The sequence below is a fragment of the Bradyrhizobium sp. IC3123 genome (genome assembly GCF_020193625.1).
GTDB classification, from domain to species: Bacteria; Pseudomonadota; Alphaproteobacteria; order Rhizobiales; family Xanthobacteraceae; genus Bradyrhizobium; species Bradyrhizobium yuanmingense.
The window spans coordinates 456,881-478,987 of the sequence record NZ_JADYVF010000005.1 but is presented as its reverse complement, the minus strand read 5'-3'; the positions used below and the strand labels follow the sequence as shown (position 1 = coordinate 478,987).

Sequence of the window (22,107 nt, the reverse complement as noted above, 5' to 3'; positions counted from 1 at the left end):
TTCAGGGCCGCACCGCCGGCGTTTCCATCGGCAGGCCGCGCGCGCGCGACATCAGATAGAGCTCGAGCGCGACCAGCTCGGGCGAGCCGTAATCATAGGCCTGGGCGCGGACACCGCTCATGCAGCTGCGCAGCCGTCGCTCCAGCGAGCCCAGCGTCTGCCATTCCAGTCGATACAGCGGATAGCCGGTCGGCTGTCCTTGCGTGATCGGAGCGCCCGCGAGGCGCTTGTCGAAATTGTCGTCATGGCAGTTGGTGCAGGCAAGGTTGAGCTGGCCTTCGCGCTGCATGAAGAGGTCGCGGCCCTGGTCGACAAACGGCTTGAGTTGCGGATCGTCGCCGGCCGTGATCGGATTGCCACGCGACTGGTGGGCGACGAAGGCGGACAATGCGAGCAGGTCGCGGGTCTCGTAAGGTAGCGGCGTCGCCTGCTGATGATTGGCTCGGCAGAGATTGATGCGCTGGTCGAGCGTGACGGGACGGCCGAGGGCCTTGTCGAAGGCAGGATAACGCGCCGCGACGCCCTTCATGCTGGTGCGCGCATCGCCATGACAATCGGCGCATGCCCTGTCGGCGCTGCCGGTCTTCTTCTTCCACAGCTGCTCGCCGTCGAGCACGAACAGCATGCCGGGATTGGCGGTGTCGTCGTCCTGCATCGCCCGGGTGTCCGGGCCCATGAAGGCATAGCCGGAGCGGCGCGCATCGGGCGGGATCTCTGCGGCGAGCAGGGCTGGGCCCGTGACGAGGAATATCGCCGCCGCCGCTATCGCGCGCCAAGCGATCATTCGACCCTGATCGATGCGGATGCGGTGGACGAATAGCCGTTGTCGCCAATCCACTCGAACTCGAACTTGCCGCTCTCCTTGGCCACCGTGAAGAACGACAAATATGGGTTCGCCGCGATCGCCGGAAACAGGTCGGCACGAAAGATTTCGGCGCCGTTGTAGCGGCAGATGAAGCTCGTGATGATGTCGCGCGGCACGAGCTTGCCGTCCGCGGTATGGCGGAATCCTGTTTCCATGATGTGCGAGGTCAGCGTGCGGATCTCGATGATCTCGCCGCGTTTTGCTTTCGAGGGAACGTTGATGAGGGCGGCCATCAGTTCATCTCCTCGGTGCAGGCCGCCAGCGTCACGACGACATCGGCGGCAACCTGCCAGAACGTGTCGTCGGACAGGCGCGCGATCGCGACCACCTTCTGGGTGTCGGCGAGCCGGATCCGGGTCGAGACCTGGGCGCGGCCGGAGGAAGGACCAAGATAGAAATTGCCGATGTTCGGCTGCGGGTTCTTCTCGTTGAAGACGTGGATGCTCTTGACGTGGTCGTCCGCCGTCATCGGGCTTGCAACGCTGACCGTCATCGGCACCGTATTGCCGTTCTCGACCAGCGGCGGAACGTCGAGCCTGATCCTGCCGTTGCGAAGCTGGGCTTCGCCGACGAGGTTACGGATCGCAGCGTTGAGCATCGCCGGCGTCGCTTGAAGCGGCCGCAGCGTCACGATCGGGACCGTGCCGGCGACTGTCACGCCTCCGGCGAGGTTCAAGAATTGTCGTCGCGTGGTTGGCATGAAACCTAGTCCCGAAGCGTTGCAAGAAAAGCCACGATGTCCTCGATCTCCGCAGCCGACAGGATCGGCTTGCCGGCGAAGTTGCGTCCGACGCGGACGAGGCCGTCGTTGCGATAATAGGACGGCATGATGGTGTCCGGATTGAAGCGCGAGGCATCGACCAGTCGAAGCCGCAACTGGCTCGCGGACCACCGGTTCCCGGCACCGGCAAGATCAGGCGCGAGGTCGCCCTGGAACCGCGTTTCCGGAAATGGGCCGGAATGGCAGAGGATGCAGGTCGTCGTGCGTGCGAGCACCAGCGCGCGCCCACGCGTGGCATCGCTGGGCGAGCCGGTGAGCGAGGCGGGAATGCCGTCGCCGACGATTGTGTAGGGCACGAGCTCGTCCGCGCTCGCGCTGCAGGCGAGGCTGGCAGAGATCAGCGCTGCGATATGGATCGGTGCTCTAGCCAAAGGTATCCGCCGTGATGGTTTCAAACCAGCGCTCGGCCTCGTCCGCCTCGCGGGCGCGCAATTCGCTCGGCGCGTCGACCGGGCTGGTGGTGCCGCCCTCGACCTCGGCGAAGATGTCGCCCCTGGGCTCGTAATTGCCGGCCAACGAAAAGCCGTAACCGGGCGCGACGACGTTGTAACAGACGCCTGTCAGGCGTGGCGTCTCCGGCGCGCGGCCTGCAAAGAGATTCACGATCGCTCCAGCACAGGCCTTGCCTTGCGCGCTCGCAGCGGATGCTGATTTGGGAATGCCCCCGCCGAGGCAGGCATCGCCGATGACGTGGACGTTCGAAACGAGTTTCGACTCGAACGTGACGGGATCGATCGGGCACCAGCCCGTCGCGTCCGCAGCGCCCGCGATGGCGGCGATGCGCCCCGCGCGCTGCGGCGGGATGACGTTGGCGACGTCAGGGGTGTAGTTGCCGAACTCCGTGACGATGGTTCGCATCGTCGGATCGACCGAGGTGACGCGGCCGCCTTGCGACAGTGCGACGCGCTCGATCATGTCGCCATAGAGCTCCTTCCACGCTTTCTCGAACAGCCGCTGCTGAGAGAACGCGTCCTTGGCATCGAGGATCAGAACTTTCGACCGCGGCTTTCTCGACTTCAGGTAATGCGCGATCAGGCTCGCGCGCTCGTAGGGCGCTGGCGGGCACCGGGAAGGATTGGCCGGGATTGCAATGGCGATCGTGCCGCCGTCCGCCATCGCTTCCAATTGCCGGCGCAGCAAAAGCGTTTGCGCGCCGGCCTTCCAGCCGTGCGGCATCGTCTCCGATGCGGCGTCGTCGTAGCCGGGCAGGGCTTCGAAATGGAAGTCGATGCCGGGCGAGAGCACGAGGCGGTCATAGCCGAACGTGGTGCCATCGCCCGTCGTCACACGACGTGTTTGCGTGTCGATGTTCGTCGCAGCCTGTGTGACGATGCTGATGCCCCCGGCGGCAAGCTTGTCATAGGCGAACTGCTGCGCCTCGATCTCGCGCAGGCCCGCGATCACCTCGTTGCTGAAGGGACAGGAGATGTAAGTCTGGTTCGGCTCGATCAGGGTGACCTGCAATTTAGCATCGGCGCGCGCGAGCGCACGGGCGCAAGCCGCGCCGCCAAAGCCGCCGCCGACCACGACGACGCGGCCCGCCGATTGCGCGCGCAGGATCGAAGGTGCGGCGAGCGATGTGGCGGCGACGGCGATGCCGAGGACGGCATTCCGCCGCGTCACCGGCGCATTCATGTGTCTTGTCCGAAAAGTGTGCCGCGGCGGCCTGAGTGGCCGCCGCGGCGTGTGTCAGGCGAACGTGATGTTCTGGTCGCGCAGCGGCACATGGCGAATGCGCTTGCCGGTCGCGGCGAAGTACGCATTCAGCACGGCCGGCGCCGCCACGCCGATGGTCGGCTCGCCGACGCCGCCCCAGAACCCGCCGCTCGGCACCATCACCGTCTCCACTTTCGGCATCTCGTTGATGCGCATCGAATTGTAGGTGTCGAAGTTGGTCTGCTCGATCTTGCCGTCCTTCACCGTGCAGCCGCCGTAGAACAGCGCGGAGAGGCCATAGACGAAGGAGCCGGCGACCTGCCGTTCCACCTGCGCCGGATTGACGACGTAGCCGGGATCGGTGGAGGCGACGATGCGATGCACCTTGATCTTGCTGCCCTCGGTCACCGAGATCTCGGCGGCGCCGGCGACATAGCTGCCATAGCCCATGACCTGGGCGATGCCGCGATAGACGCCGCGCGGCGCCGGCGTGGTCCAGCCGATCTTCTCGGCCACCGCATTGAGCACCGCGAGGTGCTTGGGGTGGTTGCCCATCAGCTTGCGGCGGAATTCGAGGGGGTCCTGGCCTGCGGCATGGGCGAGCTCGTCCATGAAGCATTCCATGTAGATTGCGTTGTGGTTGACGTTGACGCCGCGCCAGAAGCCGGGCGGGACGTGCGGGTTGCGCATCGCATGCTCGACCAGAAGGTTCGGCACCGAATAGCCGAATGCGGCTTCGCCGGATTGGGCGACGCCCTGGAATGCGGCGGGATCCATCCCGTTCTGCAGCGCTTCGGGGCGGAGCGAGAACAAGATCGATTGCCCGGACAGGCGGTAGTGCAGCGCGATCAGGTTGTTGTTGGCATCGAACGCGCCGGTCATCTTGCACTGGGTGATCGGGTGATACCGGCCGTGCGCCATGTCCTCTTCGCGCGACCACAGCAGCTTGACCGGCGTGCCCGGCATCTGCTTGGCGATCGTGACGGCTTGGCGCACATAATCGGTCTGGCCGCGCCGGCCGAAGCCGCCGCCAAGCATCACCTTGTGCACGTCGCACTTCTCGGGCGGCAGGCCGGACGCTTCCAGCACCGCCGCAAACGCCGCCTCGCCGTTCTGCGTGCCGCACCAGACCTCGCATTTGTCCGCCGTGTAGAGCGCGGTGGCATTCATCGGCTCCATGGTGGCGTGGTTCTGGTAGGGATAGGAGTAGACGGCCTCGACCTTCTTGGCGGCACCGGCAATCGCGGCCTTCGCGTCGCCGTTCTTGTTGCCGACATAGGCCGGCTGCGCATTGTCGAGGCCCTCGGCCAGCCACTTCGCAATCGACTCGCTGGAGACCTTGGCGTTGTCGCCTTCGTCCCAGACGATCGGCAGCGCCTCCAGCGCGGTCTTGGCGTGCCACCAGGTGTCGGCAACGACCGCGACCGCGGTATCGCCCACCTTGACCACCTTCTTGACGCCTTTCATGTTGGCGATCTTGGCTTCGTCAAAGCTCTTCAGCTTGCCGCCGAACACCGGGCAGTCCTTGATCGCGGCGTTCAGCATGCCCGGCAGCTTGACGTCGACGCCGTAGATCATCGCGCCGGTGGTCTTGTCGGCGGTGTCGAGCCGATTGACGCCCTTGCCGATCAGCTTCCAGTCCTTCGGATCCTTCAGCTTGACGTCCGCCGGCGGCGTCAGCTTCGCCGCAGCTTCGGCGACCTTGCCATAGGTCGTGGTCCGGCCCGAGGGCGTATGGGTGATGACGCTGTTCTGGGCCCTGCATTCGGAGGCCGGCACCTTCCAGGCGTCGGCTGCGGCCTGGATCAGCATCACGCGCGCGGTGGCGCCGCCCTTGCGGACATAGTCCTGCGAGGAGCGGATGCCGCGGCTGCCGCCAGTCGAGAAATCGCCCCAGACGCGCTTGCGCGCGACGCTCTGGCCGGGCGTCGGATATTCGGTCGTGACCTTGGTCCAGTCGCATTCGAGCTCCTCGGCAACGAGCTGGGCGAGGCCGGTCAGCGAGCCCTGGCCCATCTCCGAGCGGGCGATGCGGATCACCACGGTGTCGTCGGGCCTGACCACGACCCAGGCGCCGATCTCCGGCGAGCCGTCGGCGGCGCGGACCACGGCGGGGCCGCCGAAGGGCAGGTCGAGGCCGATGGCAAGGCCGGCACCGACCGCAGCGGTGCCGATGACGAAGGCGCGGCGGTTGAGCCGCGGCGATATATGCTTGTTCATGTGGGGATTTCCTTACGCGCTCGCGATCGTGTGGATCGCCTCGCGCACCTGCTGGAAGGTGCCGCAGCGGCAGATATTCGTGATGGCCTCGTCGATGTCGGCGTCGGTCGGCTTCGGCTTCTCGTTCAAGAGCGCGGCCACCGCCATGATCATGCCGCTCTGGCAATAGCCGCATTGCGGCACGTCCTGGGCGATCCAGGCCTCCTGCACCTTGTGCAGCGTATTGCCCGAGGCGAGCCCCTCGATGGTGGTGATCTGCTTGCCCTCGGCCTCGCTGACCGAGATGCCGCAGGAGCGCATCGCAACGCCGTCGAGGTGAACCGTGCAGGCACCGCATTGTGCAATGCCGCAACCGTATTTGGTGCCGGTCAGGCCGGCATTCTCGCGGATCGCCCAAAGCAGCGGCGTATCCGGCTCGACGTCGAGCGTGAAGGGTTTTCCGTTGATTGTTAGGTTTGCCATCGCAAGTCCCCTGATTGGCCCAATCCACCGATTGAACTCAGGGGCGCAATGTGTGCGGCAAACTGGAACGGTTCAAATCAACAGTCCGAGGTTCAAATCAACAAACCGAGCGCGACCAGGGCGCATGGCCCCCGCTCTGGGTATGGACCGGGACGCCGTTTTGGCTCATCCCTTCGCAATCGATTCGGGTTGAGGCCTTGTTCCGAGGGCGCCAATCCGCGGCTTGAGGCGACGTCCGGCTGTGAATGCCGGTTCCAGGGCCCCGCGCGGCTTGCGCTGCGGCGACAGTTTGTCCCTATTGCCGGGGTGCAAGTCGCGGGCGCTTTGGTACACTGCGCCGACGCAAAAGGAGTTCCATGAACGTGCCGAGTCCCTGCAACGTACTGATGCTCTACCCGCTGTTCTCGGCAGAGTCCTTCTGGACCTTCGGCGAATCCTGCAAAGTGCTGGGCGTCAAGCGCCCGGCCGCCCCCCTGGGCCTGATCACCGTCGCCGCGATGCTGCCCGAGAGCTGGACCGTCCGGCTGATCGATTGCAACACCGCGCCGTTCGGGGAGGAGGATCTCGCCTGGGCCGACGTCGTGTTCACCGGCGGAATGTTGCCCCAGCAGGCCGACACCTTGCGTCTGATCGAGTTCTGCCGCGCTGCCGGCAAGCCGGTCGTGGTCGGCGGACCCGACCCCACCTCGAGCCCCCATATCTATGAACGGGCCGATTTCCGGGTGCTCGGCGAGGCCGAGAGCGTCATGAACGAATTCATCGCGGCCTGGGAGAGCGGCGCGCGATCCGGCCTCTTCACCGCACCGAAGTTCCAGGCCGACGTCACCAAGACGCCGGTGCCGCGTTTCGACCTGCTCAAGTTCGAGGACTATCTCTATCTCGGTGTGCAATATTCGCGCGGCTGTCCCTTCACCTGCGAGTTCTGCGACATCATCGAGCTCTACGGGCGCGTGCCGCGGACCAAGACGATCGAGCAGATGTTCGTCGAGCTCGAGACGCTCTACAAGATGGGCTATCGCGGCCATCTCGACTTCGTCGACGACAATTTCATCGGCAACAAGAAGTCGCTACGGCAGTTCCTGCCGAAGCTCGCCGAATGGCAGCGCACGCACGGCTATCCGTTCGAATTCTCCACGGAAGCCTCGGTCAATCTCGCCGACGACCCGGAGCTGTTGGAGCTGATGGGTGCGGCCAATTTCTTCGGCATCTTCGTCGGCATCGAAAGTCCGGACCCGGCGACGCTGGTCGCGATGCGCAAGAAGCAGAACACGCGGCGCAACATCGCCGAGAGCATCCACAAGATCTACGCCGCCGGCATGCTCGTCACCGCGGGCTTCATCGTTGGCTTCGACAACGAGAAGGTCTCGATGGCGGAGGCGATGATCGACTTCATCGAGGAGGCGGCAATCCCCGTCGCCATGGTCGGCCTGCTCTATGCCTTGCCCAACACGCAGCTCACGCGCCGGCTGGAGCGCGAAGGCCGGCTGCATTCCGGGCACGACGTGGCGCCGACGATTGGCGCCGATCAGTGCACGGCGGGCATCAATTTCGATCCGGTCCGCCCGTTGCGCGACATCCTGACGGACTACAAGCGGGTGCTGGAACACATCTACAGCCCGGCGGCCTATGCAGCACGTGTCGACCGCCTGATGACGCTGCTCGACCGGTCGAGGCAGCGTTCCGAGCTTGCCGAAGGCGATATCCGCTCCAAGCTCGGAGCCATGGAGACCGTGCACAAGGTGGTGTCCGCGCTTCCTGAGGCGCGGGGGCCGCTCTGGCAGACCTTCATGAACTGCGCCAAGCGCGACACGTCATCGGCGCGCATCGCCGTGCAGATGATCGCGGCCTATGCGCATCTCGGACCGTACTCGCGCAAGGTCATCGCGGCGATCGACCAGCGCCTGGCCGCGCTGGACAACGAGGCCGTCTCTCCTGTGGCTGTCGGCGTGACGGCGGCCTGAGGCCTTACTTCACGGCGAGCCGCAGGAAGCTCATCACGCTGCCGAGCGCGGCAAAGCCCGCGCCGAGCGCCAGCGCCAGCGTCGCGCCCTCGTGGCCAGCGAGTGCGAAGCAGGCGGCGGCGAGCGCCGCGCCAGTGGTCTGCCCAGTTAGGCGCGCGGTCGCGACGATGCCGGAGGCGCTGCCGCTGCGGTGCGGCGGCGCGCTTGCCATCACCGCCTTCATGTTCGGCGCCTGGAAGAAGCCGAAGCCCATGCCGCAGATCACCATCCGCCAGATGATGTCGGCAATGGCGGGATTGGGCGGCAGCGTCGCCAGCAGCGCCATGCCGAGACCGAGCAGCACGAGCCCGATGCCGCCGAGCAGGCCGACGGCATGGCGGTCGGAGAGGCGGCCTGCGATCGGCGCCATGATGCCGACCACCAGCGGCCAGGGCGTCATGAAGAAGCCGGTCTCGACCTGCGAGCGGCCGAGCACATCCTCGAAATAGAACGGCAGCGAGACGAAGGCGAGGCCCTGGACGGCGAAGGAGCACACCGCCGTCGCCGCCGACAGCGCGAACATCGGCCTGGCGAACAGGTCGATCGGCAGCATCGGCGCGGGATGATCGGCGTGGCGGCGGGTCAGGATCACGCCGAGCACGAGGGCTGTGACCAGCTCGATGCCGACCACGAATGGCGACAGATTGTGCGCGGCGCTGCCGATGCCGGTGATGAACAGGCCGAGGCAGGCGGTGGCCAGGATCGCGCCGAGCAAGTCGAAGCCGTGATCAGCGCGCGGGGTCTTCGGCAGCATGGCAAAGCCGATGCCGATGGCGATGAGGCCGAAGGGGATGTTGACGGCGAACAGCCACGGCCACGGGCCGAAGGCGAGGATGGCGGAGGCGATCGAGGGCCCGAAGGTGAAGGCGGTCGCGACCACGAGCGCGTTGTGACCGAAGCCGCGGCCGAGCATGCGGCCGGGATAGACGAAGCGCACCAGCGCCGTGTTGACGCTCATGATGCCGCTCGCGCCCAGCCCTTGCAGCGTGCGCGCCAGCAACAGGCTGTCGAGCGACCATGCCACCGCGCAGAACAGCGAGGCAATGGTGAACAGGATCAGTCCCCCGAGATAGATGCGCTGGTGCCCGACGATCTCGCCGAGCGCTCCCAGCGGCAAGAGCGTCGCCACCAGCGCGATCTGGTAGACGTTGACGACCCAGACCGACTGCTCCGGCGTGACGTGCAGGTCGGCGGCGATGGCGGGCAGGGCGATGTTGGCAATGGCAGTGTCGAGCGAGGCCATCGCGAGCGCAGTGAAGATCGCGGCAACCGCCCAGCGCCGCTGCGTCGACGGAAGACCGTCGGCGGTGGGATTGTCGGGCTCGCGCGCGGCGGCAGGTAACGTGATCGTCATTTTTGTTGGCGCGCTGCTCCGGCGGCGTAGCCATGGGGGACGTTCGGCATGTACTACGGAGGCGCCGGCTTCCACAGGCGCAAGCTTGCATGCTGTGTATGCGCGAAGGTCAGGCGATGCGGCTGCGCTGCGAGCGCAGGGCCAAATGAAAAGAGTCGAAAAACAACCCCATGCACAGTAGGAGGCCCTTTGATCGACAAGGCATTTTCCTGCCGTGTCGAAAACGGCGGTCGCAGCCGCAATCAAGTTGACCCGTCGGGCAAAACACTGGCAGGATGCCAGCGTGCCGGCGATCGGCCGGGAGCAGGCCGCATGCGCGTCCTGCGCGCGCCGCCTCCACCACGCCGACGTTGAGACAGATCAACACTCGACCTGCGCGGCCGCCCGAACTTTCCATCAGCGCATCGATGGAAGGGCGGCTACATGCAGATTCTGCTCAGGGAAATCCGGAATACCCCTTTGCTCTGGATGCTGGCCTTCGTGCCCATCGTGCTGGTGGCCGAGGCGGTGGCGCCGCATTCCCACACGCTGCTGTTCGTGCTCGCGGTGCTGGCCATCGTTCCGCTGGCGGCGCTGCTCAGCCACGCCACCGAGGCGGTCGCCGCCAAGACTGGCGATGCCGTGGGCGGATTGCTCAATGCAACGCTCGGCAATCTGACCGAGCTGATCATCGCCATCACGGCGCTGCGCGCCGGCCAGTACATGCTGGTGAAGGCCTCGATCGCGGGCGCGATCGTCACCAACGCGGTGTTCATGCTGGGCGCCTGCCTGTTGCTGGGCGGCCTGCGCTATCATGTGCAGGAATATAACCGCGCCGGTGCGCGGCTCTCGTCCGGCCTGTTGCTGATGGCGACCGTCGCGCTGCTTGCGCCTTCGGCGGTCGCCGATCTCGACCACCTGCCGCAGGGCGGGGGCATCCTCAACAAGCTCAGCCTCGGCATTTCGGTCCTGCTCATCACAGCTTACGGGCTCGGCCTGTTGTTCTCGCTTCGAACGCACAAGGAATTGTTCGCAAGCGCCGGTCACGGCGACGACGACAAGGAGGCGCACTGGCCGATCGGAACGGCCGTCGGCACGCTGCTGGTCGTCACCGTGCTGGTCGCGCTGGTCAGCGAGATCTTCGTGGAATCGGTGCAGAAGGCGGCGGAAACCTTCGGAATGAGCCCGGCCTTCGTCGGCTTCATCGTCGTCTCGCTGGTCGGCGCCGCCGCGGAATTCGCGGTGGCCTTCGCCGCGGCACGCAAGGACCGGCTCGACATGGCCGTCAGCATTGCGCTCGGCAGCGCCTCGCAGATCGCGTTGTTCGTCGCACCCGCTTTGGTGCTGCTCAGCTATGTCGTGGGGCCGAAGCCGATGGACCTGCAGTTCTGGCCGGGCGCGGTCACCATGATGATGATCGCGACGGTGACGTCGGCCTTCATCACGGCCAGCGGGCGCTCGGCCTGGTTCGTCGGCGCCCTGCTGATCTTCATCTATTCCGTGTTCGCGCTGACGCTGTACGTGGTCCCGCCGGCGGGGCAGGGGTGAAGTTCGGTGCCCCTCGATCTCGCTCCGGCAGGCTATTGGTCGTACGAGAAAATGTCGGCTCCAGGCCGCGATCGTCGGCGTCAGCTCGGGTGCATGGCGGCGCGATGCGCAGGGATCAGCAAACCGCGAAGGTTAGGCGTGCTTCGTCGAACCCACCTTACGGCACAAACGTGCTGAGCTCGTAGACGACGACCGCAGCGCCGAGGCAGCGCCGCCAGGGATTCACGCCGCGGATAATCTCATCGGCGCCCCAAATCACTAGTCCGCTTTTAAAGACGATTGTCAGGGCGACGCTGGCTCTTCCCGCGGAAGGCCAGATCCAAAGCAGAAGGCCCGCGACGATCACGATCCATAGAATGAGGTTGGGCCATTGCGCGATGGTGATGGCACCGGTTTCGCGGCTCCTGAAGAACCAATCGAGGAATCGGCGCACGATCACCGCCTCAGTCAGATCACGACCTCACCCTCTTCGCGGCCCGTCCAATAAGTGATGCGCTTGGCTTTGACCTTGATCAGGACGATGCCCGGCGTATCGATTCCGTTTTCGAACCACTTGTCGAGGTCGCTGGTCCAATGCTGTTGGAAGGCGGCCTTGTCGCGGATCAGCTCGGCAGTCCCTTCGACCGCGAGGTAGATTCCCTTCGAGAATAGGCCCGCCTCCGATGAGAATCCGAGCGCTACCTTGGGATTTCGTTGGATGTCCGACACCGTTCGCGCCTGTTCGTAGGTGAAGTAGTACGAGGTGCCGTCGTAGGCGACGTCGCCGTTGTTGCTCATCGGACGGTTGGCAATCTCGCCGTTCTCGGTGTGCGTCGAGAGAATGGCGATGTCGATGCCGGCCATTTCCTTTGAGATTTCGGCGAGCGATTTCTTGGGCATGAACTTTCCTCCAGTGGAGCGGAGGCAACGATTGGATTGGGCCCATGTTCCCCGAAGCCGGGCACGAAGTGCGCGCCCGCGGTTCAGCAATGACTCGCTTATTGCCGGCGTCGGTCTGGCGGTTGGCCGCCATGCTCGCCGAAAATGGCCGCAGGTGCGGCCCTGCGCTGGTTGTCGCGCTGGCCGGCTCGTCAAGACCCGACGTGACGACCGACCTCGACCTGATCCTCCCAGTCCTCCCATTCGACATTGTTGATGTGGAGGTAGCTCGAGACGGCCGAGCCGATGGTCGGAAAGAACTGGGCTTCGCCGACCTGCGCATACAACCCGAACCGCTTCAGCTTGTCCTTCACGGGATCCTTCAGCTCGGCAAAGCAAAGTTCGATGCTCCTGACGTGGAGCGCCTCGTCCAGTTCGGCAATTGTGTCGCAGGCGGTGACGTCGACGCTCGTGACCGGTTCGGCGGCGACGACCAGCCAGCGCACGGGTGTCGGCGATTGCTCGACCGCGGCCAGAATACGTTCCTTGAAGAACTCGGCATTGGCGAAGAACAGCGGCGCGTCCCAGCGGAACAGCACCAGTCCGGGTATCAGGCGGGCATCGGGATATCTCGTGATGTCGTGATAGCCCTTGACGCCCTGCGCCCGCCCGAGAATTGCGGAGTGCGGACGCCAGCCGTCCCACAGAAACTCGGCAATGGCGACCGCGATGGCGAGGCCGATTCCGGGAATTGCGCCGAGCACGGCTACGCCCACGAAGCACAGCACGGTCAACCAGAATTCCCAGCGCTGGATCCGGTAGATTCGTTTGAGATCACTGATCTCGATCAGGCCGATTGCGGCTGCGATCACCACGGCGGCCAATGCGGCATTCGGCAGGTGCTGCAACAGGTTTGGCGCAGCCAACAGAAGGAACGCGATCGCAAACGCGCCGACGACACATGTGAGCTGGGTGCGGGCGCCGGCGGCTTCGGCAACGGGCGTGCGCGAGGAACTGCTGCTGATCGGGAAGCCTTGGAAAAAGCCGGTCGCCAAATTGGCCGCGCCGAGGCCCACCATCTCTTGGTTCGGATCGACCTTGTCGCCCAGACGAGCAGCATAGGTTCGCGACAACACGCTGGTATCGGCGAACGAGACCAGAGCGATGGCGCAGCCGCCGGCCAGCACGGGGATCAGATCGCCATAGCCGATCCTGGGAATGGAGAAGGCCGGCAGACCTTGTGGAAGTGGCCCCAAGACTTTCACACCATAACCAGTTCCCAGATCAAGGAGTGAGACGACAAGGGTCGCTCCGACGACGGCAATCAGGATTCCCGGCAGTCGCTTGCTGTCCTTGAGCAGCAGTATGACGATCAACGTACCAAATCCGACTGCGAATGCGGCCCAATTGATCTTGCCATCACCGATCCCAACGGCGATCGCCCATAGGTCTCTCAGCGGTCCTTCGCTTTCGATCGAGAAGCCGAGCAGCTTTGGCAACTGGCTGATCAAAACGGTCAGCGCGATCCCGTTCATGTAGCCGTACCGTATCGGCTTGGACAGCAGCTCCGTCACGAACCCTAACCGTGCGATGCCGGCCACAATGAGCACCGTTCCCGAAACGAGCGCCATCATGGCGGCAAGCATTGCGGCGCGGACCGGATCGCCGCCGGACAGGGGGACGATGACGCCGAGGATGACAGCTGCCAGCGCCGAGTCCGGTCCGAGCACGATGATGCGGCTCGGACCGAACATCGCGTAGGCCAGAAGCGGGACGATGGTCGCGTAGAGGCCGTGGATGCCCGGCAGACCGGACGCCACGGCATAGGCAATTCCGACCGGGACAAGCATGGTCGCCAGCACGAGACCTGCGAAGACATCATGCCGAAGCCAGGCCGCTTCGTAGTACCGAAGCGTATCGATCCCGGGCACCCAACGCGTCCAAACGTTCACCGCGCGCACTCCAAAGGCCGGTCGCCATGCAAAGCGATCGCCGGTCAACAGACGATCAACACGGATATCTGCAGTCACGTGTCGGCTCGCCGATAGCGCGCGACGATCTCGCAACGACTCGACCACTCGCTTGACGCAAATCAACGTTGCCGTAACCCCGACTATTCCGCGGCGCAGCAATCCTTGAGACGAGAGCCTTCGCTCCTAGACCTGATACCGCAACCCGCCATCCACCGAAGGGCCGAGAGCCTTTTCTGTGCCATCCTTCGCGACGCCCGCTCAGGCGGGCTCCTGAGCAGGGCGTGTGTGGCTGCAGTCTCGGAAGACACTGACGCCGATTAGCCTCATCCTGAGGAGGCGCGTAAGCGCCGTCTCGAAGGACGAGGCGTGCGCACCGGCCAAGTCATGTGCGATAACCTGGCCATCCCTCACGTTCGTCCTCACCGCACGATCATCGACTCCGGCCAGTTCGGTGCTTGCCACACCGTCGACCACGGCTGGTCACCCCCACAGCCGCGCGCCGTGACATCCACGCGGACGAGCACGAAGCTGCTGGTGCCACTGGTAAAGCCTTCGGTCCTTCCAAGGCGGTAGACGTGACGAAGGCGAGAGCTCGGACACATGTCTGTTCCGGTCTCAGCCTCGAACTCACCGGCCTCCTTTCGCCAGGTGATGAGGCCCGGCCGCGGCGTGGTGCCGAACCCGGTGTTCTGTGCGAGGAATGGAAACACGACGAGCTTCGGGTGGCGCGCGTCCCTGAGGTCGAAGACGAGATGACTTCCCAAGATCCACTGACAATAAACGAGGACGAGACGGCGCTCTCTCTCGACCAAGAAGCGAAGCGGAATCTGTTTCATGCCTTTTTCGACGTCGCAGTTTTCGCGTTGTGCCGCGCGCGCCACCTGCCGCGGGACTTCGGCGAGGGCTGAGACCTGGAAATCCGTTCTGCCTCCAAACCGAATGGGATCGAACGCAGCGGCGTCATCTCGACTGCCGGCGCTCTGCTTGTCCTCGCCAAACGCGGCGGAGGTCAAGTGAACTGCGGCAACGAGCATCAAGAGGCCGACCCCAACCCTCACGCTCTTCAATGTCGAACGCATCGCATGAATTCCTAGAACTGATACCGCCGCAAGCCCCCCATCCACCGGGATCACCGCTCCCGTGATGTATCGCACCCGCGAGGCCCAAAACACTACGAGCGCACGCACTCATGCGGTCAAGCCGGGCCGTTTCGGCGATCTCGAGCCAGCTGTGGTGGCACGAGAACAACTGAAGGGACACGCCTGGGTGTGTAACGGGCATGGGCGCGATGAGGCAAGTGAAGGACCCGCATCCGGGAGTTACGATCCTCGAAATTTGAGGCGCTCCCAACGCGGGCTTGGGCTGTCGACTCGCCTACTGCCAAGATCGGCGTCGCATCGCCAAGCTACCAGTAACTTTTGAACGTTTGCGCATTCGTCGTTCCTCAGCCTTTTCCAGGCGGGTACGAAGGTTCTGAAGCTCCGTCAGTTGAGAGCTGAGCGACAAAACACGTTGACGCAGAATCGCAATACGGTCGCACTGACCACGAGTACTCATGACGCGCCCTAAACTATGACTGTCAGGAAATGAACAGCTGGGCCAAGAAACAGAATGGACTTAAACCTATGGGTGTTGATGACCATAGCAAAGGTTCATGAAATTTGATTGACACGCGCGGCAGGGACATCGCCGACCGCGATCGGAACATGCCAAAGATCAAAGCGCCGTTGGATCGGTGATTTTGCGCGACCACCCCAGTTCGATTCCGAGTTCTTACGGAAAACCGCTGCTAGAGCACAAGCCCGAGCACCAACCAGCTGGCAACAGACAAACAGACGCCAATTCCCAAATACGGCAATGCAATGCGCATGGTCATTCCTCCATGCCTAGACGCGACGAGAACATGGTCAGATACGCAGATTCGGGGCGCCAGCCCTATATTCCATGCGATGTATGAGGTGTTTAACGGCATCCGACGAGCATATTTAATTTGACTTTTGAATATGGTCAAAATTATATGTATTTGAGTTAATTGCTATATTTAATTTGGGCGTGTCGCCGCGCCGCAACACATTATCTACGCGTGTTCTGATCGGGTGCCGAAACCATGCGAACAGGCTGGGCGATCGCTCCATTGGAGTTGCTCTTGAGAGAGGCGTGATGCATGCGCCAATCAATCGATACTGCACCCAGGGACCGAGAAAGCACCCGAATAGAAGATGCGGCGGAGGAGCTCGGTCACGGGTCGCCCGAGACGGGCAGATGGGGCGCAAAGGACGGCTCAGCGCTCCGCTCTTCACGGACCCATTGGTGGGGTGAGACCGAGGATATCGATCCGGAGGAGACGGGTAGTTCGCTCATTGCAGCTGTCGTTCTGGTCGCCCTTATCTTCGCTGGGGTGACCCTGCTCGGTGCTTTCGACCCGTTCAACGCACAACCGACTGCCGAAACAACTCGAATCGACGGCGGGAGCGCCGCCGGCCTCGACCAGCGGCCTCACTTCGCGACCGGATCGCCAGCACTCCTTCAGAGCGAAATGTCCGAGGCCCCGATTCAGGCGGTCTCCGCAAGCGCGGCGGGCCCGCCACCACGGCTCGACGCCGACGGGCGCAGTGACGCGCTCTCCGGTGAACTGGCCGGCGCGCGCAGGGAGCTCGAAGAGGCGGTCCAGCGCACGCATGCAGCGGAAACTGCCACGGAGGAGCTGCGGCAGTCTCTTCAAATTGAGCGAGCCCGCAGCGCCGCCTTCGCGGACGAACTTGCCGGAACCCGCCGCGAAGTAGAGGCTCGTATCGCGCAGGCGCGCGAGGCGGACGAGGTGGCCGCACAGCAGAGGGATGCGGCGGCGTGGGAGATCGCTGAACTGCGGCAGTCCCTGCAGCAGGAGCGGGAAAAGAGCGCCGTCCTGGCGAAGCGAGTGAGCGCCGCGCAGGCGATAGCGGCAAGCGCTGAGCAAGAACGCTACGAGGCGCAGTCACGCGCCGCCGCCCTCGCGAGCGAGCTTGCCGGCATGACTGGCGGATCGGCTACGGCCGACGGTGCGACGGCGGAGCAAAGCGAGGCGGTGGGCGGGGAGATCGCGGAATTGCGGCAGTCCTTGCAGCAGGAGCGCGAAAGGAACGCAGCCCTCGCGCAACAAGAGGACGCCGTGCGGTCGGCAACGGCGAACGCCGAGCAACAACGCCGTGCCCTCGAAGAGGCCCAGGCTCATGCTGCCGCGCTGGAGAGCAAGCTTGCGCAAACGCGCGGCGTCATCGAATCGCTGAACGGGCATCTGCGCGAGGCGAACGATGCAGCCTCGCAGCAGAGACAGGCAGCGAACCGGGAGATCGCCGAACTGCGACAGTCGCTGGAGCGGGAGCGGAGCAGGACTGAAGCCAGGGAGAGCGAGATCGCCTCGGTATCGCGCCTTATCGATCAGCACGCCCCGGCGGCGCAAAGAAACGGCGGCCCGACCTTGTCGACGGCGCCGAACGTGACCGCAACGGAGCCGCCGACGAATCCAGGCCAGGACGAGGTGGAGGCCCGATTGATCCCGCGTGCCAGAGCGTTGCTCGATCAGGGCAATATCGGTGCAGCGCGGATTGTGCTCGAGCTTGCGGCTGAGAAGAACAGTGCGCAGGCGACCTTCATGCTCGCGGAGACATATGATCCGGCGGTTCTGTCGGCTTGGGGTGCCTATGGAACGCGCGGCGAGGCGGCCAAGGCGCGCGAGCTCTACGCGAAGGCACAGAGGAGCGGCATTCGCGGAGCCAAGGAACGACTGGATGCATTGCATCACTGAGAGTGGGCTTTGCATTCATGCCGGGAAGAGTGGTGAGGGTGGGCAATCCGGAAAGGAACGACATGAACAAGCTGCCAAGGTCGCTCTCGTCGCTCGTGCTCGCCGCGCTGGTGCCGATTGCCGTGCTGCTTCAAACGACTTGCCTGGAAGCACAAACCGCAAGATCCGCCAAGGCCGATGCACAAATGCTCCGACGGCCGCTCCCTCAGGAGAGCGAAAAGGGCCGGATGAACGCCTGGACCGTCGGGCTCGCCGGCGGCCTGCTCGAGGGCGCGCCGATCCGCCTCGCGGCAGAAATGGCCCGTGTCGTCGACGACGGAGCAGAGCTGCATCTCCTGCCGATCGTCACCCGGGGCGCCACCGACAATCTGAATGCGCTGCTCTATCTGCGTGGTGTCGATACCGCGATCATCAATTCCGACGCGCTCGAGGAGTACAAGCTTCAGGTTCCGCAGATCCAAAGCCGCATCACTTATCTGCTCAATCTGTTTCCGTCCGAGTTGCACATCTTCGTGCGGCCGGAGATCACGAGCCTGCAGGACCTTGCCGGCAAGAAGGTGAACTTCAATACTCAGGGCACCGCAGCCGCCTATTCCGGTCCGCTGATCTTCAGCCGCCTCGGCATCGACGTCGACAAGACGTTCATTCCGCATCAGCTTGCCCTGGAACAGATGCGCAAGGGGGAGATGTCGGCCGTCGTGTTCATCACGTCGAAGCCCGTGGACGCCTTCGTGCGAGGCCGCTGGGAAGCTGGATTCAAGTTCCTGCCGGTCCATTACGACAGGAAGTTCGAGGACTATTATCTGCCGGCGACCTTGAACGCCAACGAGTATCCCAATCTGATCAAACAGGGTGAGCGGGTTGCGACTCTTGCCGTGCCGACGGCTCTCGTTGCATTCAACTGGCCGCCACGCTCAAACCGCTATCAACGCGTGGCGCGCCTCGTCGAGTACCTGTTCTCGCGGATTGACCGCCTGCAGGCACCAGGCTTCGATCCGAAATGGCAGTCCATCAATCTCGCGGCGTCCGTCCCCGGGCTCACCCGCTTCCCGGCTGCGCAGGAATGGCTGGATCGCAAGGCACGCAGCGTACAGGCGAGGCCATGAAGAGTGCCGTTCCTCCGTTCGCCGTCGCCTTGAACGTAGCCTGCGGAATCGCTTACGCGCAAGACACGGGCGATGCCGTCGAATCACTTCGGGCTTGTTCGGCGATGGAAGGGCGGGGCCGGCTGGAATGCCTGCAAGAACTGTCACGTAAGATTCCGCCGCCCGGGCGGCGGGCGTCAGACGGCGGCTGGCTGATCAGCGAGACCACCTCGCCGGTCGACTATTCACCCGTCGTCACCGCCACCACCTTTTCGGTTGGCGGCTCGGATGGAGCCACGATGCAACTCGCAATCCACTGCCGCAAAGGCCGAACGGAAGTCACGGTCGCCGGACCGGCGCTGTCACGGAGCGCCAACGAATACGTCATCTCCTTTCGGCTGAATGCGGACACGCCGATGCAACTCGCGGCGGCGTCGCCGTCATTCGGCTCCGGCGTCGCTTTCGGGGGCGACGTCGTAAAGTTGCTGAACGCGCTACCCGACGAGGGTCACATCGTCGTGCGCCTTTTCGCCCGCACTGGTCAGGTGCAAGACGGACAGTTCCTGCTCAGCGGATTCGAGAACGTGCGCAAGAGAATGGCGGCTGCATGCAAATGGCCACATAGCGTCGCCAGACCGGGAAGGTGATGGTCAAGGAACGGGAGACACGAGATGATCAATCCGAAGTTGACGATAGCAATCATCGGCGGCCTGGCGATGGTGCTTCTGGTCGAACCAAGCGCGCAGGCGCAACAGGACAACCAGTTGATCCCGCAGATGAGCGAGAAGAATCAAGCACGCGATCCGAAGCAACCGACTAGACGGATGCACGTGAGCAAGCCGGGGCAGACTCACACGAGCAAGCAAACCGCTGCGACACGGGCGGCGATGGCTCAGGCGACAAAACCCGAGATCGTCAAAAAGCCGCACCAGCTGATATTGCAGGTCAATTCCAACGAACCTGCGATGATGAGCCTCACGCTCAACAATGCCACCAATGTCGCGCAATATTACCGCGATCTCGGTGAACCAGTCTCAATCGAGATTGTCACCTTTGGTCCCGGTCTTCATATGCTGCGCGATGATACCTCGCCGGTAAAGCCACGCATCGAGGTGCTCGCGATGAGCAATCCCGAAATCTCCTTCAAAGCCTGCGGCAACACCCAGGAAAATATGCGGAAGGCGGAGAACAAGGACATCAATCTGATTCCGCAGGCGACGGTGGTCAAATCGGGTGTCGTCCGCGTCATGGAGCTGCAGGAACAGGGCTGGAGCTACGTCAAACCGTGAGGTCCGGCGACAATGAGGCTGTCGGATGCGCAGTTAGAGCGGAATGGCTTTAGGTTGAATCGATTGCCACGGGCTCGGTGCAACCTCTCCCGCTCTTGTCAGCCGAAGCCTTGGCGAAGGCGGATGCGGGAGAGGTCACGCCACCGGCTCGCGCCCACGGCGCGCCCGACGACAGGCTCCGGCGCGGGTCAGGGCTTTCTCCTCTCGGGGCTATCCCATTGCGGAAACATTCCCCAGCCCTCTCTCACAAGCGGGAGAGGGAGTGCACTTGCCTTGTAGCAATCTCCTTCACCAGCTCGGCGAGGAGATCGGTACGGCGCGCCACGCCGATGACGCGCACGCCTTCGGCGGCGAGGCCCCTGGCGATGGCGCGGCCGATGCCGATGCTCGCGCCGGTGATGACAGCGGTTTTCGATTTGAGCCCGAGGTCCATGGTCGCACGCTCCCTTGGTCCTGCCTGCTTTTTGTTGTTCGTTTGCCGCTCTGTCCCGCGGGCTTGCGAATTGCCCGACCGGGACGAGCAGTGGTAACCAAGAGGCTTGCCGAAGGACAAGAGCCTTGGCGAGGGAAATACGAAGAACAAAGGCGTCGAAGGATGGTCTGGGATCCGCAGCAATATCTGAAGTTCTCCGGCCATCGGCTCCGGCCCGCCGTCGACCTGTTGATGCGGATTCCCGATTTTGCCCCACGCGCGATCGCCGATCTCGGCGCCGGCGCCGGCAACGTCACCAAATTGATCACGGAGCGCTGGCCGGAGGCACGCGTGACCGGGGTCGAGGGCTCGGCGGAGATGGTCGCGGCAGGACGCAAGGCCGCGCCTGACGTGGAATGGTCACATGAGGATCTCGGCCATTGGAGTCCCGCTGGGCAGTACGACTTGATCTATTCCAATGCCGCACTGCATTGGTTGCCCAATCATGCGGCACTGTTTCCCTCGCTGATGGAGAAGGTGACGCCCGGGGGCATGCTCGCGGTGCAGATGCCGCGCAATTTCCTCGCGCCTTCGCATGTGCTGATCGGCGAGACTGCGCTCGACGGCCCATGGCGGTCCAAGGTGGAGCATCTCGTCACCCGGCCGCCGGTGGAAGGGCCGGCCTTCTATCACGATCTGCTCGCGCCGATGTCGGCCAACATCGACATCTGGGAGACCGAATACCTGCAGGTGCTCGAAGGCGACAATCCCGTGAAGGAATGGACCAAGGGCACCTGGCTGACGCGCTATCTCGACGTGATCCAAGGCGAGGAGAAGGCCGCATTCGAAGCCGCCTACGGGATGCGCGTCGCAAGGGCCTATCCGAAGAATGCGGCGGGGCAGACGCTGTTCCCGTTCCGGCGCCTCTTCATGGTCGCGCAACGGAAAGGCTGATGGCGCTGCCGCAATGCGGCATAGCAAGCGTTGCCTTGGACTCGCGCGGATGCCGGCTTGCGCATCCGGCGGTCATCACGTTAGCTTGGCAGCGCTTAGCTCTCGTTGTTACCGACGGCTGCGGCCCAATAACAACAGTACCAACGGTCGGGGGCAATTGCGCTCCCGGCCGTTGCGCTTGAATGATCCAATCCGGGGGGACCAAGTTGCTGCGTGTGCTGAATCGCTTTCTCGATCATCTCGAGGAATGGCTGATCGCGACGATGATCGCGGCTGCGACGTCGCTCATCTTCGTCGCGGTGGTGCACCGTTACGGCGCCGGGCTGTCGATCGACCTCGCCAAATGGGCGGAAGCCCGCAACCTCACCGTCCTCGCGGTGCCCGCGCGCGCGACGTTCGCCTGGCTTGCCGCGCTCGATTTGTCATGGGCGCAGGAGCTCTGCATCTACATGTTCATCTGGATGGCGAAGTTCGGCGCCGCCTATGGCGTGCGGACCGGCATCCATGTCGGCGTCGACGTGCTGGTCAACATCCTGCCCGGCGGCTCGCGCCGTCGCATCATCACCTTCGGCCTCCTGTGCGGCGCGCTGTTCACCGCCATCGTGGGCTATTTCGGAGCCGCCTTCGTCAGCCACATGTGGCACAGCGGCCAACAGTCCAACGATTTGGAAGCGCCGATGTGGATGGTGTATCTCACCATCCCGCTCGGCTCCGGCCTGATGTGCTTCCGCTTCCTGCAGGTCGCCTGGTCGTTCTACCGCACCGGCGAGCTGCCGCATCACGATATGGCGGGCGTCGAGGGCGTCGAGGCGGATCCGGTGCATCCGGCGCCGGTCACGCCCACCCAGGTGGTCCGGGACGAGCGCAGCCCGCTCGGCTGGATCCTG

19 protein-coding genes and 2 pseudogenes are annotated in these 22,107 nt (G+C 64.0%); 8 read left to right on the top strand and 13 right to left on the bottom strand.

All coding sequences use genetic code 11. The annotated features are described in order from the left end of the window. Nucleotide 1: 1 nt before the first annotated feature. From soxA to I6F20_RS19725, 7 genes are read right to left on the bottom strand one after another with little or no spacing between them, the layout of a single operon-like run. On the bottom strand, nt 2-784 hold the full coding sequence (soxA, locus tag I6F20_RS19755; RefSeq protein ID WP_036004313.1) for a sulfur oxidation c-type cytochrome SoxA: 783 nt from the start codon (nt 782-784) through the stop codon (nt 2-4). Next, complete coding sequence (gene soxZ / locus I6F20_RS19750) at nt 781-1,098, bottom strand: thiosulfate oxidation carrier complex protein SoxZ (protein WP_036004317.1); 318 nt, start codon at nt 1,096-1,098, stop codon at nt 781-783. The genes soxA and soxZ overlap by 4 nt, the downstream gene beginning before the upstream one ends. After that, on the bottom strand, nt 1,098-1,565 hold the full coding sequence (locus I6F20_RS19745; RefSeq protein WP_225127487.1) for a SoxY-related AACIE arm protein: 468 nt from the start codon (nt 1,563-1,565) through the stop codon (nt 1,098-1,100). Before I6F20_RS19745 ends, soxZ begins: the two co-directional genes overlap by 1 nt. 5 nt (nt 1,566-1,570) lie before the next feature. Further along, nucleotides 1,571-2,017, bottom strand: a complete 447-nt coding sequence (soxX, locus tag I6F20_RS19740) for a sulfur oxidation c-type cytochrome SoxX (protein ID WP_036004323.1) — start codon at nt 2,015-2,017, stop codon at nt 1,571-1,573. After that, on the bottom strand, nt 2,010-3,281 hold the full coding sequence (locus I6F20_RS19735) for an NAD(P)/FAD-dependent oxidoreductase (RefSeq protein WP_225127485.1): 1,272 nt from the start codon (nt 3,279-3,281) through the stop codon (nt 2,010-2,012). Before I6F20_RS19735 ends, soxX begins: the two co-directional genes overlap by 8 nt. A gap of 54 nt (nt 3,282-3,335) precedes the next feature. Next, a complete protein-coding gene (locus I6F20_RS19730) occupies nt 3,336-5,522 on the bottom strand; it encodes a xanthine dehydrogenase family protein molybdopterin-binding subunit (protein WP_225127484.1) in 2,187 nt (728 codons plus the stop codon). Between the two features lie 12 nt (nt 5,523-5,534). Then, a complete protein-coding gene (locus tag I6F20_RS19725; RefSeq protein ID WP_036004329.1) occupies nt 5,535-5,984 on the bottom strand; it encodes a (2Fe-2S)-binding protein in 450 nt (149 codons plus the stop codon). Nucleotides 5,985-6,340: 356 nt separating this feature from the next. Between I6F20_RS19725 and I6F20_RS19720 the strand changes: the two genes are divergently transcribed. Next, nucleotides 6,341-7,945, top strand: coding sequence for a B12-binding domain-containing radical SAM protein (locus tag I6F20_RS19720; RefSeq protein ID WP_225127483.1), 1,605 nt, complete (start codon nt 6,341-6,343; stop codon nt 7,943-7,945). A 4-nt stretch (nt 7,946-7,949) separates the two neighbouring features. Here the strand turns inward: I6F20_RS19720 and I6F20_RS19715 are convergent, their stop codons facing one another. Then, nucleotides 7,950-9,338: an MFS transporter gene (locus I6F20_RS19715; protein WP_036004335.1), complete on the bottom strand. Its 1,389-nt coding sequence runs from the start codon at nt 9,336-9,338 to the stop codon at nt 7,950-7,952. 423 nt (nt 9,339-9,761) lie between these two features. On the opposite strand from I6F20_RS19715, the gene cax reads away from it, so the two are divergent. Continuing rightward, entirely contained in the window at nt 9,762-10,865 is a 1,104-nt protein-coding gene (cax, locus tag I6F20_RS19710) for a calcium/proton exchanger (protein WP_225127482.1), read from the top strand. Nucleotides 10,866-11,022: 157 nt separating this feature from the next. Here the strand turns inward: cax and I6F20_RS19705 are convergent, their stop codons facing one another. The 4 genes from I6F20_RS19705 to I6F20_RS19690 form a co-directional block, all read right to left on the bottom strand. Next, complete coding sequence (locus tag I6F20_RS19705; RefSeq protein ID WP_225127481.1) at nt 11,023-11,298, bottom strand: hypothetical protein; 276 nt, start codon at nt 11,296-11,298, stop codon at nt 11,023-11,025. 14 nt (nt 11,299-11,312) lie between these two features. Next, nucleotides 11,313-11,744, bottom strand: coding sequence for a pyridoxamine 5'-phosphate oxidase family protein (locus I6F20_RS19700; RefSeq protein WP_109144574.1), 432 nt, complete (start codon nt 11,742-11,744; stop codon nt 11,313-11,315). 191 nt (nt 11,745-11,935) lie between these two features. Further along, nucleotides 11,936-13,675, bottom strand: coding sequence for a SulP family inorganic anion transporter (locus I6F20_RS19695; protein WP_225127480.1), 1,740 nt, complete (start codon nt 13,673-13,675; stop codon nt 11,936-11,938). Between the two features lie 440 nt (nt 13,676-14,115). Continuing rightward, entirely contained in the window at nt 14,116-14,733 is a 618-nt protein-coding gene (locus tag I6F20_RS19690) for a hypothetical protein (protein WP_225127479.1), read from the bottom strand. A 1,127-nt stretch (nt 14,734-15,860) separates the two neighbouring features. Between I6F20_RS19690 and I6F20_RS19685 the strand changes: the two genes are divergently transcribed. The 4 genes from I6F20_RS19685 (at nt 15,861) to I6F20_RS19670 (ending at nt 19,854) form a co-directional block, all read left to right on the top strand. Then, a complete protein-coding gene (locus I6F20_RS19685) occupies nt 15,861-17,480 on the top strand; it encodes a coiled-coil domain-containing protein (protein WP_225127478.1) in 1,620 nt (539 codons plus the stop codon). A gap of 62 nt (nt 17,481-17,542) precedes the next feature. Beyond that, the gene (locus tag I6F20_RS19680; protein ID WP_157783996.1) at nt 17,543-18,586 is read left to right on the top strand and encodes a TAXI family TRAP transporter solute-binding subunit; all 1,044 of its coding nucleotides are present in this window, start codon (nt 17,543-17,545) and stop codon (nt 18,584-18,586) included. After that, nucleotides 18,583-19,212, top strand: a complete 630-nt coding sequence (locus I6F20_RS19675; protein ID WP_074447514.1) for a hypothetical protein — start codon at nt 18,583-18,585, stop codon at nt 19,210-19,212. Before I6F20_RS19680 ends, I6F20_RS19675 begins: the two co-directional genes overlap by 4 nt. A 24-nt stretch (nt 19,213-19,236) precedes the next feature. Next, nucleotides 19,237-19,854 (top strand): DsrE family protein, encoded by a 618-nt coding sequence (locus I6F20_RS19670; protein ID WP_225127477.1) that lies wholly within the window; start codon nt 19,237-19,239, stop codon nt 19,852-19,854. Between the two features lie 274 nt (nt 19,855-20,128). Here the strand turns inward: I6F20_RS19670 and I6F20_RS19665 are convergent. Then, a pseudogene (locus I6F20_RS19665) lies at nt 20,129-20,287 on the bottom strand (SDR family NAD(P)-dependent oxidoreductase); the annotation flags it as partial. Between the two features lie 162 nt (nt 20,288-20,449). Here I6F20_RS19665 and I6F20_RS19660 point away from each other — a divergent pair. Together I6F20_RS19660 and I6F20_RS38175 are read left to right on the top strand one after the other, a co-directional pair. After that, entirely contained in the window at nt 20,450-21,220 is a 771-nt protein-coding gene (locus tag I6F20_RS19660; RefSeq protein ID WP_225127476.1) for a methyltransferase domain-containing protein, read from the top strand. A gap of 182 nt (nt 21,221-21,402) precedes the next feature. Next, a pseudogene (locus I6F20_RS38175) lies at nt 21,403-21,963 on the top strand (TRAP transporter small permease); the annotation flags it as partial. Nucleotides 21,964-22,107 lie beyond the last annotated feature (144 nt).

What these genes read in the sequence shown, in the direction of transcription:
- soxA (WP_036004313.1), bottom strand. Translation starts at nt 784, where the DNA reads ATGATCGCTTGGCGCGCGATAGCGGCGGCGGCGATATTCCTCGTCACG.
- soxZ (WP_036004317.1), bottom strand. Translation starts at nt 1,098, where the DNA reads ATGGCCGCCCTCATCAACGTTCCCTCGAAAGCAAAACGCGGCGAGATC.
- I6F20_RS19745 (WP_225127487.1), bottom strand. Translation starts at nt 1,565, where the DNA reads ATGCCAACCACGCGACGACAATTCTTGAACCTCGCCGGAGGCGTGACA.
- I6F20_RS19735 (WP_225127485.1), bottom strand. Translation starts at nt 3,281, where the DNA reads ATGAATGCGCCGGTGACGCGGCGGAATGCCGTCCTCGGCATCGCCGTC.
- I6F20_RS19730 (WP_225127484.1), bottom strand. Translation starts at nt 5,522, where the DNA reads ATGAACAAGCATATATCGCCGCGGCTCAACCGCCGCGCCTTCGTCATC.
- I6F20_RS19725 (WP_036004329.1), bottom strand. Translation starts at nt 5,984, where the DNA reads ATGGCAAACCTAACAATCAACGGAAAACCCTTCACGCTCGACGTCGAG.
- I6F20_RS19720 (WP_225127483.1), top strand. Translation starts at nt 6,341, where the DNA reads ATGAACGTGCCGAGTCCCTGCAACGTACTGATGCTCTACCCGCTGTTC.
- I6F20_RS19715 (WP_036004335.1), bottom strand. Translation starts at nt 9,338, where the DNA reads ATGACGATCACGTTACCTGCCGCCGCGCGCGAGCCCGACAATCCCACC.
- cax (WP_225127482.1), top strand. Translation starts at nt 9,762, where the DNA reads ATGCAGATTCTGCTCAGGGAAATCCGGAATACCCCTTTGCTCTGGATG.
- I6F20_RS19700 (WP_109144574.1), bottom strand. Translation starts at nt 11,744, where the DNA reads ATGCCCAAGAAATCGCTCGCCGAAATCTCAAAGGAAATGGCCGGCATC.
- I6F20_RS19685 (WP_225127478.1), top strand. Translation starts at nt 15,861, where the DNA reads ATGCGCCAATCAATCGATACTGCACCCAGGGACCGAGAAAGCACCCGA.
- I6F20_RS19680 (WP_157783996.1), top strand. Translation starts at nt 17,543, where the DNA reads ATGAACAAGCTGCCAAGGTCGCTCTCGTCGCTCGTGCTCGCCGCGCTG.
- I6F20_RS19675 (WP_074447514.1), top strand. Translation starts at nt 18,583, where the DNA reads ATGAAGAGTGCCGTTCCTCCGTTCGCCGTCGCCTTGAACGTAGCCTGC.
- I6F20_RS19670 (WP_225127477.1), top strand. Translation starts at nt 19,237, where the DNA reads ATGATCAATCCGAAGTTGACGATAGCAATCATCGGCGGCCTGGCGATG.
- I6F20_RS19660 (WP_225127476.1), top strand. Translation starts at nt 20,450, where the DNA reads ATGGTCTGGGATCCGCAGCAATATCTGAAGTTCTCCGGCCATCGGCTC.